Consider the following 14,776-nt stretch of genomic DNA (forward strand, 5'->3'; position numbering starts at 1 on the left):
CACTCAAAACAATTGATTAAGTGGCGAAATTGACCCATCACTAGGATTTTGCGCCAAATCTTCAAAGGTGGTGAATCGTTCCTGTTGCAGTTGTTGTAAGTAGCGGCGTTCTTGATAATAAAGATCGTGGAAGGTTTGTTGCTGTTCGTAGGCACGATTGAGATTTTCTTCAAGGCGTTCCAGGTCGATCGGGTCGGGAGCCAGGGCCAAATTGCCGGCCACACCGCCGCCGCCGCCGCCACCGCCGCCACTCCGCAGACTAATCACCTTATCGTTTCCGGAGCCGATCGGGGGTTCACCGGCAAAGACCCGCCGCAACGCTTCGGCAGCCACTTCCGCTTGCAGGTAATGGGAGAGCCAAGCATCCAGCAAGTGGCGGCAACGCTTGGCACATTGCAGGCTTTCGAGGGTGGCGATCGCGGCGCGGATGGTCAGGCCGGGGCGATCGAGATCCAAAAGGGTACGTTCATCTAAGCTCAAAAGCCGATCGACCATGGCCAAATCCTCATGGGAAAGGTCTGGATTCGATCGCAACTCGATCGCCAATTCAGTCGCCTCCTGACCCCATTGATCCTGGAGCTGCAAAATCTGCCGCCACAAAAAACGATGGTGTGACAGGCCAAACTCCAACTCCCGCTCCTCCAAAATGGCCAAGATTTGCTGGCGACGATCGGGGCGGTGCAAATAAATCCGCAAGAGTTGTCCCTCCGCCGACTCCCGCAGGCTGCTATCGCCCGATCGTTGCCACTTGGCCGATCGCCCGTGCCAGCGCTGGCCCTGCACCTGCGATCGCAAGTCCTGCTCCAATTGCAGCGTGAAGTAGCTGTCCTTTTGGCCCAGCAGGTCGGCACAGCGGCGGATGTAGTGGCTGCGGGTGGCGGGATTGGGCAGTTGGCTCAGGAGCTTCACCGCATCGCCCACGGCCGCCTGGAATTGGTCGGCTAAGCGCAAATCCCGGGAACCGATCGCCCGATCGAGCTGCCAATCGAGCCAGAGGGGCGCATCGGCGATCAGGGTGCGGTAATGATCCGGGCTGTAGGTTTTCAGGAACTCATCGGCATCCTTGCCCCCCGGCAAATTCAACACCCGCAGTTGAATTTCGCCCCGATAAGCCAGCCCTTCCACCTCCCCGATCGCCCGTTCCGTGGCTTTTTGGCCCGCCGAGTCCGCATCGAAGTTCAGGATAATTTGCTTCGATTCCGTGAACCGTGTCAGCAGCTTCACCTGGGCCAAGCTCAGGGCCGTGCCCAAAGCTGCCACAGCGTTTTCAATGCCCGCCGCATAGAGCGCAATCACATCGAAATAGCCTTCCACGACGATCGCCGCGTCGGTTTTGGCGATCGCCGTTTTCGCCTGATCCAGCCCAAAAAGCGTCTTGCCCTTGTCAAATAGCTCCGTTTCCGGCGAGTTCAGATACTTTGGCTCGTCGCCGTTCAGCGTCCGCCCCCCAAAGCCGATCGTCCGGCCCTGGGGATCGCGAATGGGCACCATCAGCCGATCGCGGAATCGATCGTAATAGCCGCCGCCCGCCTTCCGGGGCACAATCAACCCCGCCTTTTCCACCAGCGAAACGGCATAGCGTTTTTGATCCACCAAGTACCGATAGAGGGCATCCCAGCCGGCCGGCGAATAGCCCAAATTAAACGCCTGAATCGTGTCCTGGCGCAGTTGCCGTTCTTCCAGCAAGTAATCCATGGCCCGCGCCCCCACAGGTTGGGTCAGGGCATGGGCATAGAACCCGGCCGCCACGGCCAGCACTTCATAGAGCTGTTCGCGCTCGGTGATTTGCCGCTGAATTTCCTGGCGTTGTTCCGGTTCCAGGGTTTGCACGGGCACTTGGTAGCGCCGCGCCAAATCCAACACCACGTCACCAAACGATCGCTTGTCCAGCTCCATCAAAAACTTGATGGCGTTGCCCCCAGCCCCACAGGAGAAGCAGTAATAGAACCCTTTGGTGGCGCTGACGGTGAAGCTGGGGGATTTGTCGTCGTGGAAGGGACAGAGGCCTTTGAAGTCTTTGCCGTTTTTTTTCAGCACGACCCGTTCCGAGACCACATCTACGATGTCGGCTCGTTGTTTGACGGTTTCTACGGTGTCGGGATGAAGACGCACGATCGGGCGGGGCAAGTCGAACGGCTATTGTCCTATTATCGCGACCCGATCGGGCGATGGACATGGCCAAGGGCGATCGCGAAAGCTGAATTTTTGTGGATCTCACTCATGGCAGATCGAATAGGCCAAGGGCGAGATTTTAAAAAACAACAGGATCACGGGCAAAAATTATCGCCAGCCCCGATTGCGCAGATCTTGAACATCTTGCTCAAGGTCTTCTACGTCGTAATGAACGCAAATGACGCGATTTACCAGCAGCTTTTGAGAATGGATGATTTTCGTTTGTAATAGGGCGATCGCAGCGGCGTAAATTTTTCTACTATATATAGATTATATATAGATATTGTATAGACAGATATTGCTCATACACTATCTATTCCGTGAACTCAATGAATAATTTACTGTCTCGCATTACCCAAACCCCTGGTCAATGTGGTGGCCGTCCTTGCATCCGAGGCATGAGAATTCGGGTGAGCGATATCTTAGAAATGTTGGCGGAAAATGTTAATCTCTCTGAGATTTTAGAAGATTTTCCAGATTTAGAAATGGCCGATATTCAAGCTTGCCTATTGTTTGCGGCACGGCGTACTGATTTTTCTCGGTTGACTGCATGAAGATCTGGGTTGATGCTCAATTGCCCCCAACCTTGGCAAGCTGGCTGTCGAGCAATTTTGCAGTGGAAGCTTCGGCCTTGCGAGATCTTGGATTACGCGATGCGAAAGACTTGGAAATTTTTGAGGCGGCACGGCTTGCCAATGCGATCATCATGACAAAAGACAGTGATTTTGTTGATCTTGTCTGTCGATTGGGAATACCTCCTCAAATTATTTGGTTAACTTGTGGCAATGTGACAAACCGAAATCTACATCGAATTCTCTCAATTACCTTGCCAAGGGCTTTAGAAAAATTGCAAGAAGGCGAAATGATTGTAGAGGTCAGTAGTAGCCAGTAGAGCGAGCAATACCCACTTACACCCAATAGCTGATCGCTAAAGCAATTTGATCACATTGTGGTAAACAGTGATCATTATTTTGAGCATGGATACCGTTTGGCTAGATAGCAATGCGCTGCTAACTACTCCTTTCGGGCAAGGCTTTCTGAGCGGCAACTTGAAAGTCAATACTGCTATACATCTCAAGCCTGCGCTGAAAATTGTTATAGTCTGCAATGCAGTCATTCAACTTATGAAGAATTTTAGATTCCACGAAATATTCAATCGAATATTTATTTTCACGATGTTTGTAAATTGAAATTTCTTGAACAAAAATTGTAATTGCTTCATACAAAATTTTGAGATCTTCTAAAGACTCAACTTTGGTTAAGCGAATTGCAAGCGAACGAAATTCAGAACAAATTTCTGGTGCTTTTTCTTTAGGAATTCCATGATCTTTATAGTAAATTCCCAATAATCTTGCCAAAGATTGGGATTGTTTCGCAGTTTCCTGAATCTTGAATTGGGCTTTCTCGATGGGGGCAAGGAAGCGATCAAGCAATAACTGCTCAACAAACTGATCTCGTAAATTAGAGTTATCAATGATTTGAAGCTCCATCATCTCCTTACGAAATTTCATGATCTTTCGCTCATGGGACTGCTGCTTTTTCTGATGTAGTAACCCAATAATTCCACCTAGCATACCGCTGCTACCACTCACAGCCGAAAATGCTTGAACCGGGTTCATATCAGATCTCCAATAAATCTTATCTGCACTGAATTTTAATCAGAAGACCGCCTTAGGCCGCAAGCAAATGTGGATTATTAGACAGTCAATCGGGTGAGTATTACCCACCTACACCTAATAACCCATCGCTAAAGCAATTCGATCACACCTTGGGAAGTGGCGATCATTGTTTTGAGCATGGGTAGCATTGGGCTAGATAGCAGTGAGCAGTGCTCGCCTTATTCGCTCTTGCGCTGTTTTACTGACTCGCGCAAATTAACAAAGTCTCTGCCCGTTTCAGTTGTCCACACGTACTCTGACAAATTTTCACCGTGCTCAGGAATTCTGCCCATAACATTGTCTTTCACCTCTATATAACCAATGACACGAAGATAACGAAGTTCGCGATCTAGAATTCCATTAGGCTTTTTATGATATTTGCCAAAATCACCTGAAGCTATTTTCTTTAAGCTTGTGTACGTGCCAGAACCCATTGAGAGTAATAGTAGATTGTCGATCTTGTCCTCATTAGACTCAATCTTGGCTTGGGCCTCTGTCAAATTATCCTCAGTTGTCTTTAACCTCGAACTGATATCGCTCAGCGCAATCTGTTGTTCATCTCTACTGAAATTAGATTTTGTTACGTCCTCAAGCCGAAAAGAAAAGATTAAGAGGGTTGTGATGGCAATAATAGCGAGCAGGAGACCTGTAGCAAATTGGGTGGTTAGTAGCTTGACGAGTAAAACTGCGTCAACTATAGCTACTCCAATAAAAACTGCCCATGACTTAGTTGATGACATCATTACTGCTTCATAGCCTCTTCTGCTAGATTGAATCAGTTCCTTCTATTTACTTTTTAGCCCTACCAAGTACGATATCAGACCAAGAGCAAACACCGAATTAGGAGTTGGTAGGATGGGCAAACTCAACCTGATCGCTAAAGCAATCTGATCACGCTATGGGAAGCGGCGATTATTGTTTTGAGCATGGATGCCATTGGACTAGATAGCAATAGCAGTGGCTAATGCCTGCCCTACTTGCTGTAACGCCTGATTTTGCAATTCTAGTAGCGTCATCAGCGACTTCCCAACAACTCTCTATCAATTGTAATCAATTCTAGAGTGCTGCTGCTCTCGGTCTCAGTCGATCGATCAATCATCACCTCACATCACCTTGTGGGGCCACAGCCCCCGAATGGCCAGCGCGGTGATCCCAGGGGCGATCGGTTAAACCTGAATAAGTCGCGATCGGGTGGCTTCCACAGAGTAGCGATCCCAACCGCGATCGAATTCACAAAGACCCGGGGGGGAATTTTTATGGATGGTCTCTACACATTAGCCAACGATGTGGTTCTGGATCAGCTCATTGCCTTTTTGAACAGCGTTGAAGCCAACGGCGGCCGCTTGGCCGATGGCAGTCCTTATCCGGTGCTGGTTTGTCCCTATGACCATCGGATCGATCGCCTGAAAACCGTCTTGGCCGACTGGCCCCATGTGCAAATTTTGGAAGATTGGGACTTAATCGCCCGCTGGGATCAATTTTCCAAATCCGTGATTGAAGCCACCCCCCTGGCCTTGCAGCTTTATGAACAAGAACCGAATCTTTATGGGCGCACCATGGGCGGGCGACGGCGGTTAGCGGCCTTCGATGGCCCGTTCGATCGATTCATTTATCTGGATGCGGATACCTTAGTGCTCCAGCCCCTCGCGCCCCTGTTTGCGGCCTTGGAAACCGCCGATTGGGTCACCTACGATTTTCAGTACAAAGACCCCGCCCATGTGTATCGGGTGGCGAGTCCTCTGTTGCAATCGCTGTTTTCCCCGGAGCAAATGCAGCAATCGCTATTTTGTTCGGGGCTGTATGCCACCAAGCGAGGCGTGCTGACCCTCGATCGCTGCGATGAATTGTTGAAACAGCTTCAGGCCGGCGAGTCAGATGTGCTCTATCCCCGATCGGCCGATCAGGCACTGTTGAACTATTTGGTGATGCGATCGAACCTCAAGGTTCATAACTGTGCGCACCATTGGCCCAAAGAACAGGTCACGGGCAATAGCGTCACTTCAAAACATTTTGTGGAGCGATCGGGGCAAGTGTTCGATCGCGATCGCCCCCTGCTTTATTTGCACTACATCGGTCTATCGTCGTCCCTATTTTCCAGGGTTTGCGCGGGCGAAAACATCACCTTTCCCTATCGCGACACCTTCTTGCACTACCGCTACCTCAAGCATCCGCAGCAGCGCCCCCGCTTGGTCGGTCGCCCCCGGGCCCATAATGCGCCTCCGAGTTTGTGGGAGCGGGCCCAGCGGAAATTCAAGCAGAAATTTAAACAATGGATGCGCAAGTCAGCCTAATGTTCGCGATCATTCGCGATCGCCGGGCGCATCACCAGGTGAATTGCTTGATTGATCGCCCGGTAAAGGGCCTGGTAAATTGCTGGGTAAATCACCGGGTAAGTCACCGGGTAAATCACTGGGCAAATCATCCCGATCGCACAGCCATAAAAAGGCTTCTTGGGCCGCGGCCTGTTCCGCCAACTTGCGCGATCGACCGCGGCCTTGGCCCAAACAACGGCCATGGAACCAAACCTGGGCCTCAAAGCGCTGCACATCCCCATGGACGGCGCTCAGTTCCCGCACTCGATATTCCGGCAAGGATTTGTAGCGCCCTTGGGTCCATTCCTGAAGGGCTGCTTTGTAGTTTTGGCGGGCCGGGTCGTTGCGCACCTGGTGGGCGATCGCTCGAAAATGGTCATCGAGCCAAGGCCGCACCAAATCCAGCGATCGCACCGAAAGATATAAGGCTCCGATGGTTGCTTCCAGGGCATCGGCCAAGCGCGATTGCCGCCCTTCCAAATCCCGAGCCGCGCTGCCGCCCATGATCAGGTAGCGCTCCAGATTATAGGTGTCGGCAATTCGCGCCAACATCCGATCGCTCACCAAAATGGCCCGCGCCGCCGCCATTTCGCCCACGGGCCAATCGGGATAGGTTTCCCACAGCAATTCGGCCGCTGCCGTCCGCACGATCGCATCCCCCACGAATTCCAACTGTTCGTAGTTGGTTTGGGAATCCGCCGTGGGGTGAGTCAGGGCCCGATCGAGCAACACCCAATCGACAGTTGCACCCTCATCCAACCCCATGCGCGATAACAGGGCTTCGAGATCCCGTTGTCGGCGGGGATAGCTTAATACGGTTGATGCCAACGAACCCATGAACGCTTCTGGACAACAAATTAAAAGGAGAGGCAGGACGTAAGCCGGGTTCTGTCCTCAATTGGCCTCGGAGCACAGCAAGCCACACCAAGGGCCAATCAATGGGCGGTTATCTATCTGGGACGATCGTTACCGATCGCCTCAAGCGGTTCTCAAAGCGGGACAGGAAAAAGACCAACCCTTGCCCCTCACCTTGCTTCCGGCCGGGGTTTACCGAGCCAGCACCTCTCGATGCTGCTGGTGCGCTCTTACCGCACCTTTGCACCCTTACCGAGCCAGAGCCGTTAACAATTCAGTCACCGAAAACAATCTTCTGCCGCAGCAAAGTGGGACAGTTTGGGTGGGGAATTTTTAAGCGGCTCGGTGGCTCGGCGGTATTTTTCTGTGGCACTATCCTCACGATCGCTCGCACTGGGCGTTACCCAGCAAGCCTGGTCTTTCGGAAGCCCGGACTTTCCTCAGATGACGACTGATCGCCCCTTGAACCGGCCACAGCCAGCCCAAGCAAGCACAGGCTCATCATCCGCAACCGCCTCGCCTACACTCTCCGTCCATCCAGTTTATCGCTTGGTTGCAAAACTGACTCGTGACCCTGACTCGTGGCCCCCGGATGAATGCCCGTCCCCCATGGATCTCGCACCCCCCAGGGCGATCGCCGTTGCCCCCAAACCGGTTCCCAAAGCCTTAGGCTAGGGCCGCGCTGATGGGCAAACCGTTACTCAACAACGACAAGCCACTCTCAGACTCAGTTACAATCGACTCGGATTCCAACGGATGCGCTGCGATCGCCTCCCGCGACCCCCTCGCCTATGTTGTTTAACGCCACGGAAATTCTGATTGATGCATTTGTCGATCGCCTCAAAGAGGGCTATCGGCGTACCTACGGCGGCTGGAAACCGGAGTACGAAGACATCATTGGCTGGGCCGGCAACATGGCCCTCGAAAATATTGCCAACAGTGACGCGCTTTACCACGATGTGGAACACACCATCCTGGTCACCCTGGTGGGCCAGGAAGTGATCCGGGGCAAACATATTCGCGAAGGGGGCGTGTCGCCAGAAGATTGGCTGCATTTCATCATCTCCCTGCTCTGTCACGACATTGGCTATGTCAAAGGGGTTTGTCGCCTAGACAATGGCCGCTACTACGCCACCGGCCGCGGAGATGAGTTGGTGAAGCTGCGGCCGGGGGCCTCCGATGCCAGCCTCACGCCCTACCATGTCGATCGCGCCAAAATGTTTATAAAGGAACGCTTTGGGGGTCACAAATTAATTGACTCTGAGGCGATCGAGCGCAACATTGAACTCACCCGCTTCCCGGTTCCCAAGGAAGAAGATCACCAAGACACCCTGAACTATCCAGGCATGGTGCGGGCTTCAGATTTAATTGGTCAATTGTCCGATCCGCGCTATCTGAATAAAATCAGCGCACTTTATTACGAATTTGAAGAAACTGGCACCAATCAATATTTAGGCTATGCCCACCCGGGTGATCTGCGCAAAAACTATCCCAAATTCTATTGGAATGGTGTTTTTCCCTATGTGAAAGATGCATTGGAATATTTGCGCCTGACTCAGCAGGGCAAGCAAGTGATTGCAAATCTTTATTCCAATGTGTTTGTGGTGGAGCATGAACCAGAAGATTCGGTGGTTCCGCCCGATTCCGGCGATCGCAAAGAGGATCCAAGCAGTCAGCGCAGTGGCGATCGAACCCCTGACCGTAATGATGATTTAAATCAAAATTTAGATCATGCCCTGAATGGCGATCTCACCGAGCTGAAACGAGAAGAACGCACTGAAGAAGCCCTAGAGGCGTTGAATAGTGCTGCAAAAATTCCGGTGATTCAAACCTAAGCTTAAGCCTGCCTAAGCTCAAGCCTGAGACCATCCGGGAGTTCTGGCCCCAATGGGTGGCGAAACTCCCTCGAATCCGCTAGGACGATTAGGGTAGGATGGCCCCAATCGATCGCCCTAGCAATAGCCCTAACAGAGGAGGTGAATTGCAATGTTTGTCGGTACGCGCATATTCATGGGTGTGGTGTCCTATCTCATCGTGTTGCAGTTGTTGTCACCGGCTTTGCAGGAATGCCCAGATGGCTCCTGCCTGTGGCGGCCGCTGCTGTGGGCTTCTGAATGCTGGCGGCCCAACAATTGCTATGCGCCCTGCGATGCCTATGAATACCGGAGCTGCGGCCCCACGACGGTGACGGAGCGGCCCCGATCGGTGCGGCCGGTGATGGTGGGTAAATAGGCGCGAATGAGGCGCGAATGATTGGATCGTTGCGTGGTCAGGTTTTGGCCCTTCAGGTGCAGGGCAATCGGGCGATCGGGCTGTTGGATGTGGCTCAGGTGGGCTATGAAGTGCAACTGTTGCCCCGATCGACCATGGAATGGATGATTGGCGAAACGGTACAGGTTTTCACCCATTTGCAACTGCGAGACGATCGATGGTTGCTATTTGGGTTTGCCACGGTGGTGGAGCGGGATCTGTTTCGTCAACTGATTGCCGTGAATGGTGTGGGGCCACAGTTGGCGATCGCCCTGCTCGATCGCCTGGAATTACCGGTGCTGATCCAAGCGATTGTCAGCGGCAACGCCAACCTGCTGGCAAAAACCCCCGGCATTGGCCCCAAAACCGCCGGCCGAATTGCCCTAGAACTAAAGACCAAGTTGGCGGAATGGCGCGATCAGTCGGGGCTGTCCACCACGCCCGCGGCCGGGCCGGTGGGGCTGGTGCGGGAAGATGTGGAAATGACCCTTCTGGCTTTGGGCTACAGCGATCGGGAAGTGACCCAAGCCCTGGAGGCCGTGGGCCAGCAAACCGCCCTCAGCAAGGAAGGCGATCCAGAGCAGTGGATTCGCGAGGCGATCGCCTGGCTGAGTCAATCGGCCCTTTGAGGTATTTGAGGCGATCGGGTGACGCGATCGGGTGGCGCGATCGGGTGGCGCGATCAGGGAATTCAGTCATCCTGCCGTCCAAATTGCCCCCACTGGCAATCAGTTGATCAACCCATCCACAGAAGCTAGGTTGGAGCAAGTCTCCCCGATCGGGCAGATTTCAACTCTCCCTCAGCCCCCCATGAGCCATTCCGTTACCTACCTGGAGCTGTCAGAAGCCGACGGCGGATCCCACAAGTTCTATGAAGTCACGGTGCAAGACTCCACCGTCAGCATCCGCTACGGCCGAATCGGGGATTCTGGACGGCTGCAAACCCAGGACTATCCCACCCCCGAAAAAGCCCAGGCCGCTGCCCAAAAAAAGATTCAAGAAAAACTGCGCAAGGGCTATGAACCCGCCGTGCAAGGGGGCCGGCCCAAGCGTTCCGTCACGCGCCGCCAGGTCACCAGCAGTCGCTCCACCGCCCGATCGGCCCCCGTGCTGTGGCAATTCAACTCCGGAGCCGCCGCCTTTGGCATTTTCATCGGCCCCACCGCCTGTTGGGTAGGCAATCAATCGGGCCAAGTGTTTGCTCTTGACTTGGAAGGCCAAGTTCTCAATCAATTTCAGCTACCCGACGGTGTGAAATGTTTGGTAGCCGATGATTTATGGTTCTATGCCGGTTGCGATGACGGCAATGTCTATGACTTGTCGGGAAAACTGCCACGACTGGCCTATGAAATTGAAGAAAACATCGACATTTATTGGCTCGATATTTATGACGGATGGCTAGGCGTTTCCGATCAAAATGGTCAGGTGGCGCTGTTTCACCCGGAAGATGAAGAGCGCAATTGGACTAGGCTTTCCACGGGCCAAGCCGGTTGGATGGTGCGTTGTGATGACCAAGGAATCTACCACGGTCACAGCAATGGCATCACCTGCTATGACTTTTTGGAAGGGCGCGTGCAATGGCAACAACCCACCAAAGGCTCTGTGCTATTTGGTTGGCAAGGGTGCTCCACGGTTTATGCAGGCACGAGCAGTAAATTGGTTTATGAATTTAGCAAGCAGGGCGAATTATTAACCCAATGCCAGTGCGATTCAGCGGTTTATTCTTGTGCGGCTGATGCGGCGGGGCAATATATTTTTGCGGGGGATAATTGCTCGTCAATTTATTGTTTCGATCGCACCGGAACGCGGCTTTGGAAGTTAGCGAGTGGCTGTGGATCGGCCCTGTCCATGCAATGGCACGATCGCCGGTTGTATTTGGTGACGACCAATGGCTATTTGGCTTGCTTGGATGTGAGTCCCGAGGCGATCGAGGCGGCCCAGCAGGGACAAATTCCCGCACCGGCTGAAATTTTTGCACCCCAAGGGGAAGGCACGGCGGTTTCGGATGTGGTGGAACGGGTCAGCAGTCCCGGCGAAGGCATCGTGGTGCAATGTGTGCGCGATCGGGACAAGTTGCGAGTGCGAGTTTTGTCCCCTGGTTACCATGCCGATTGGAATGTGCAGTTTCCCCGCAATGTGCGCGAAGAGGGCGCTAAGTATGTGGTGAGCGAGTTGCGGGAATCGGCTCGGGGACAGTTTTATCGCGTTTGCGGGGAAATTAAGCGGCTGGTGGACTAGGAGCCGTGGCCCCATGCCCCAAGTTCCTGCTCTATCGCTGCAAATTGGATCCGCAATCGATCCAGCCATAACTTAAGGGGCGATCGAGCCTTAGATCCAGAGTTCAAAAAATTCGCCCAATGATGGCTGAATGTTCTGATCTTGGATCGCTCGATCGCCCCTCAAAGGTCAATCTAATGAGCGATGCTGAGAGACGGAAAAAGTCCCTAGGCTTCGACAGCAGCAGCAGCGGGATAAACGCTGACCTTTTTGCCGCTCTTGCCGCGACGCTCGAAGGTCACCACACCATCCACTAAGGCGAACAGGGTGTCATCGTTGCCGCGACCCACATTGTTGCCGGGGTGGAACTGAGTGCCCCGTTGACGCACCAGGATGTTTCCAGCGCGGACGATTTGACCGCCGTAGCGCTTCACACCCAAGCGCTTGGAATTAGAGTCGCGACCGTTACGAGTACTACCTGTCCCTTTTTTATGAGCCATGACGAGCTACCTCTAAAAACTTCGGTTGAATTTCGCTACTGTGGGGGCTGCCACTCGATCGCGCCTTGGCCCATGCAACCACCAGCGGGCTGATGGAGATGAACCAAAGCAATTCCTGATCGATTTATTCCGCCGCAACGGTCTTGCCACCGTAGGTGATCGACTCAATCACCAAACGGGTCAATTCTTGGCGATGACCTTGCTTTTTGCGGGTTTTCTTTTTGGGGCGCATCTTATAAACAATAATCTTCCGGCCGCGGAAGTGGCGCAGCACTTTGGCGGTGACGGTGGCCCCTTCGAGGGTGGGTGCGCCGATGTCGATCGTTTCGCCGTCGCGAACCAACAGAACGCGATCGAGCGTAACGGTTTCGTCTACTTCTGCGAACACGCGGTTCACGTCATAGAAACGACCCGGTTCGACACAAAGTTGTGTGCCGCTGGTTTCAACAATTGCGTAGGCCATGAAAGTTCCGAAAATGAGGGTTGCCGTACGGGTAGCTGGCGCGGAGGCTGGCTTTTGCTCGACCCGATCCGAGCAAGATTGCAACGCGACGCGATCGCAGCCGTTTCAAACAAGCGGGGCGATCGGGGGTCGCTAGGTCGTCGTTGGCTGACTAAGCGCCGATTTACCATCATCCCCAAGGCTTGGTGTTCTGTCAACTGCTATTGAATCTGATAGCCATCTTGATTGTGGCCGTTTGGTGATGGCCATTTTGGGCGATCGGCCAATCTCAATTACCCAACCCAATCACCCAATCCAATTACTCAACTCGTGACCCCACTCATGAGACCTAATTCATGATTGAAAATGCCCCGCTCATGAACTAATCCAGGAACTCATCGTCCTTATCCCGATTTTCCAGCGCCGGCCTTGATCGATGCTTCAGCGTTTCTCGCATTAGGATCTCCATTAGCATTGCGTCCGATCCACCCCCGATCGCTCCCTCCCCACTAGGCTCCCCAAGCAAGCGCCCAACGGATTTTGAATCATCGCTGGCTGGTTAAATTTGGGAAACTTGCGCAACCCGGCTCCCGAGGAGAACTGGTCGGGTCAATTATTGTGGTGGCGATCGCCTACGGACTCGCGGCCTACGTGGCCGTGTCCCTGCCGGGGTTGCACCAAATTGGCACGGCGGTTTGGCCCTCGGCCGGCATTGCCCAAGCGGCCCTGATGTTGGGCGGCTTTCGGCTGTGGCCAGCGATCGCCCTCGGCATCAATTTCTATGACCTGATCCATCCGGGGATCACCATTCCCCTGTTGGGACTGTTTGGCTGCACGGGCGCAACGGTTCAGGCTGTCCTTGGGGTGTGGCTGTTTCGGCGGCTGGGGGGCAGCAATGTGTTCGATCGCGTGTCGAATGTGCTGAAGTTTTTGGTCAGCGGCGTGCTGATTGCCCCCCAAATTAATTGCACCTGCGGTGTGCTGGCCCTGTGCTTAACCGGCAACTTGCCTTGGTCGGAGTTTGCGACGGTGCGTTGGGGCTGGTTTTTGGGCGATGCCATGGGGATATTGGTCTTTGTGCCGCTGATTTTGATGGTGGCCCAACTCCAGCAACAAGATTGGCAACGGATCACCCGCCTGCGCCGACACAAAAGCACGCGCCGATCGCTCCTGCGCACCCTTTGGCTCGGGCTATTACTCGGCAGTAGCGGCATTGTCTTTTGGGCCCAAACGGAGGCGGATATTGCTCGCTATCCTTTGGAATATTTGCCCTTTCCCCTGGTGGTGTGGGCGGGGATGCAGTTTGGGCCAAGGGCCGCAGCGGTGGGGTCATTTCTGATTTCAGCGATCGCGATCGGGGGCACGGCCTTTGGGATGGGCCCCTTTGTGGCCAAAGCCAGCAGCACCCAACAGGCGGTGCTGTTTTTGCAGGCCTTTTTGGGCGTAATCACGATTACTTCGATGGTGCTGTCGGCGGCGGAATCCGAGCGCTCCCGATCGGCGCGATCGCTCGCGGCCCTCAACCGTGAACTAGAGCAGCGCGTGGCCCGCCGCACGGCTGAACTGGCGGCCCAGACCGATCGCATCAACGACCTATTACACAACATCTTGCCCGCTGGCGTGGCGGAACAACTGGCCAGCGGCTCCCAAACCGTGGCGGAAACCTTCAACGATGTGACCGTTTTGTTTGCGGATCTCGTAGATTTCACCAGCTTTGCCGCCCAGCATCCGCCTACGGTGGTGGTGCAATTCCTGAATGATGTGTTTTGCACCTTTGATGATCTGGTGGAGCAATACGGCCTGGAAAAAATCAAGACGATCGGGGATGCCTACATGGTGGTGGGCGGTGTGCCCAAGCCCCGATCGAACAGCGCCTTTGCGATCGCCCATTTAGCCCTGGCCATGCAACAGGCGATCGGGCAATATCGCAAGCCCGATGGAAGTCCCTTTAGGTTGCGAATCGGCATCCACAGCGGCAGCGCCGTAGCCGGGGTGATTGGGATGAAAAAGCTGGTCTATGACCTCTGGGGCGACACGGTGAATGTGGCCAGTCGGATGGAAACCCTGGGGCAGCCGGGACGAATTCAAGTCAGTCAAGCGGCCTTCGATCGCCTGCACAGCTATTTCCACTTGGAGCAACGGGGCACAATTGCTGTGAAGGGCAAAGGCGAAATGATCACCTATTGGTTAATCGGTGAACTCAGCAGCCACCAAGATTCAGATCCTGGTTTGCATCTACATCCCCCGTCATGAGCTACTGCTTAAACTCCCGTTGCACGGCCCCCGAAAATGACGATCATGCAGCGAACTGTGCTGCCTGTGGCCAATCGATTATTTAATTCAGGAATCGATCGAAGGGCCCACCCTGAA

15 protein-coding genes, 1 other RNA gene and 1 pseudogene are annotated in these 14,776 nt (G+C 53.8%); 10 read left to right on the forward strand and 7 right to left on the reverse strand.

Translation table 11 applies throughout. The annotated features are described in order from the left end of the window. Nucleotides 1-3: 3 nt before the first annotated feature. Nucleotides 4-2,115 (reverse strand): DNA primase, encoded by a 2,112-nt coding sequence (gene dnaG / locus ACZA91_RS16250; RefSeq protein WP_463186461.1) that lies wholly within the window; start codon nt 2,113-2,115, stop codon nt 4-6. Between dnaG and ACZA91_RS16255 the strand changes: the two genes are divergently transcribed. The 3 genes from ACZA91_RS16255 (at nt 2,101) to ACZA91_RS16265 (ending at nt 3,064) form a co-directional block, all read left to right on the forward strand. Then, entirely contained in the window at nt 2,101-2,400 is a 300-nt protein-coding gene (locus tag ACZA91_RS16255) for a hypothetical protein (protein ID WP_463186489.1), read from the forward strand. The genes dnaG and ACZA91_RS16255 overlap by 15 nt on opposite strands. Before the next feature lie 101 nt (nt 2,401-2,501). Beyond that, entirely contained in the window at nt 2,502-2,726 is a 225-nt protein-coding gene (locus ACZA91_RS16260; protein WP_190529402.1) for a DUF433 domain-containing protein, read from the forward strand. Further along, the gene (locus ACZA91_RS16265) at nt 2,723-3,064 is read left to right on the forward strand and encodes a DUF5615 family PIN-like protein (RefSeq protein ID WP_463183429.1); all 342 of its coding nucleotides are present in this window, start codon (nt 2,723-2,725) and stop codon (nt 3,062-3,064) included. Before ACZA91_RS16260 ends, ACZA91_RS16265 begins: the two co-directional genes overlap by 4 nt. A gap of 118 nt (nt 3,065-3,182) precedes the next feature. Here ACZA91_RS16265 and ACZA91_RS16270 read toward each other — a convergent pair whose 3' ends face one another. Beyond that, a complete protein-coding gene (locus ACZA91_RS16270) occupies nt 3,183-3,791 on the reverse strand; it encodes a hypothetical protein (RefSeq protein ID WP_463183431.1) in 609 nt (202 codons plus the stop codon). A gap of 218 nt (nt 3,792-4,009) precedes the next feature. Then, nucleotides 4,010-4,573: a hypothetical protein gene (locus ACZA91_RS16275; protein WP_463183433.1), complete on the reverse strand. Its 564-nt coding sequence runs from the start codon at nt 4,571-4,573 to the stop codon at nt 4,010-4,012. Between the two features lie 513 nt (nt 4,574-5,086). On the opposite strand from ACZA91_RS16275, the gene ACZA91_RS16280 reads away from it, so the two are divergent. Beyond that, nucleotides 5,087-6,121 (forward strand): Npun_R2821/Npun_R2822 family protein, encoded by a 1,035-nt coding sequence (locus ACZA91_RS16280; RefSeq protein WP_190355015.1) that lies wholly within the window; start codon nt 5,087-5,089, stop codon nt 6,119-6,121. Nucleotides 6,122-6,130: 9 nt separating this feature from the next. On the opposite strand, the gene rnc is transcribed toward ACZA91_RS16280, so the two are convergent. Both rnc and rnpB read right to left on the reverse strand, forming a co-directional pair. Then, nucleotides 6,131-6,979 carry a ribonuclease III gene (gene rnc, locus ACZA91_RS16285; RefSeq protein ID WP_463183436.1) on the reverse strand — a complete coding sequence of 283 codons (849 nt, stop codon included), beginning with the start codon at nt 6,977-6,979 and terminating at the stop codon, nt 6,131-6,133. Between the two features lie 24 nt (nt 6,980-7,003). Next, nucleotides 7,004-7,524: RNase P RNA component class A (gene rnpB, locus ACZA91_RS16290), an RNA gene on the reverse strand. 264 nt (nt 7,525-7,788) lie between these two features. Here rnpB and ACZA91_RS16295 point away from each other — a divergent pair. From ACZA91_RS16295 to ACZA91_RS16310, 4 genes and pseudogenes are all read left to right on the forward strand, one after another. Then, nucleotides 7,789-8,613 (forward strand): annotated as a pseudogene (locus tag ACZA91_RS16295) (Npun_R2479 family HD domain-containing metalloprotein); the annotation flags it as partial. 370 nt (nt 8,614-8,983) lie between these two features. Then, complete coding sequence (locus ACZA91_RS16300) at nt 8,984-9,229, forward strand: hypothetical protein (RefSeq protein WP_190355013.1); 246 nt, start codon at nt 8,984-8,986, stop codon at nt 9,227-9,229. Between the two features lie 17 nt (nt 9,230-9,246). Then, entirely contained in the window at nt 9,247-9,876 is a 630-nt protein-coding gene (gene ruvA / locus ACZA91_RS16305) for a Holliday junction branch migration protein RuvA (RefSeq protein ID WP_463183439.1), read from the forward strand. 181 nt (nt 9,877-10,057) lie between these two features. Next, nucleotides 10,058-11,485 carry a WGR domain-containing protein gene (locus ACZA91_RS16310; RefSeq protein WP_463183441.1) on the forward strand — a complete coding sequence of 476 codons (1,428 nt, stop codon included), beginning with the start codon at nt 10,058-10,060 and terminating at the stop codon, nt 11,483-11,485. A gap of 206 nt (nt 11,486-11,691) precedes the next feature. On the opposite strand, the gene rpmA is transcribed toward ACZA91_RS16310, so the two are convergent. After that, nucleotides 11,692-11,964 (reverse strand): 50S ribosomal protein L27, encoded by a 273-nt coding sequence (rpmA, locus tag ACZA91_RS16315; protein ID WP_099533229.1) that lies wholly within the window; start codon nt 11,962-11,964, stop codon nt 11,692-11,694. 124 nt (nt 11,965-12,088) lie between these two features. Next, entirely contained in the window at nt 12,089-12,427 is a 339-nt protein-coding gene (gene rplU / locus ACZA91_RS16320; RefSeq protein WP_099533282.1) for a 50S ribosomal protein L21, read from the reverse strand. Between the two features lie 519 nt (nt 12,428-12,946). On the opposite strand from rplU, the gene ACZA91_RS16325 reads away from it, so the two are divergent. Together ACZA91_RS16325 and ACZA91_RS16330 are read left to right on the forward strand one after the other, a co-directional pair. After that, nucleotides 12,947-14,659, forward strand: coding sequence for an adenylate/guanylate cyclase domain-containing protein (locus ACZA91_RS16325; protein ID WP_463183445.1), 1,713 nt, complete (start codon nt 12,947-12,949; stop codon nt 14,657-14,659). Next, a complete protein-coding gene (locus ACZA91_RS16330; RefSeq protein ID WP_463183447.1) occupies nt 14,656-14,745 on the forward strand; it encodes a 4-Cys prefix domain-containing protein in 90 nt (29 codons plus the stop codon). Before ACZA91_RS16325 ends, ACZA91_RS16330 begins: the two co-directional genes overlap by 4 nt. Nucleotides 14,746-14,776: the final 31 nt, after the last annotated feature.

The organism is Limnothrix sp. CMB-01 (assembly GCF_055193175.1).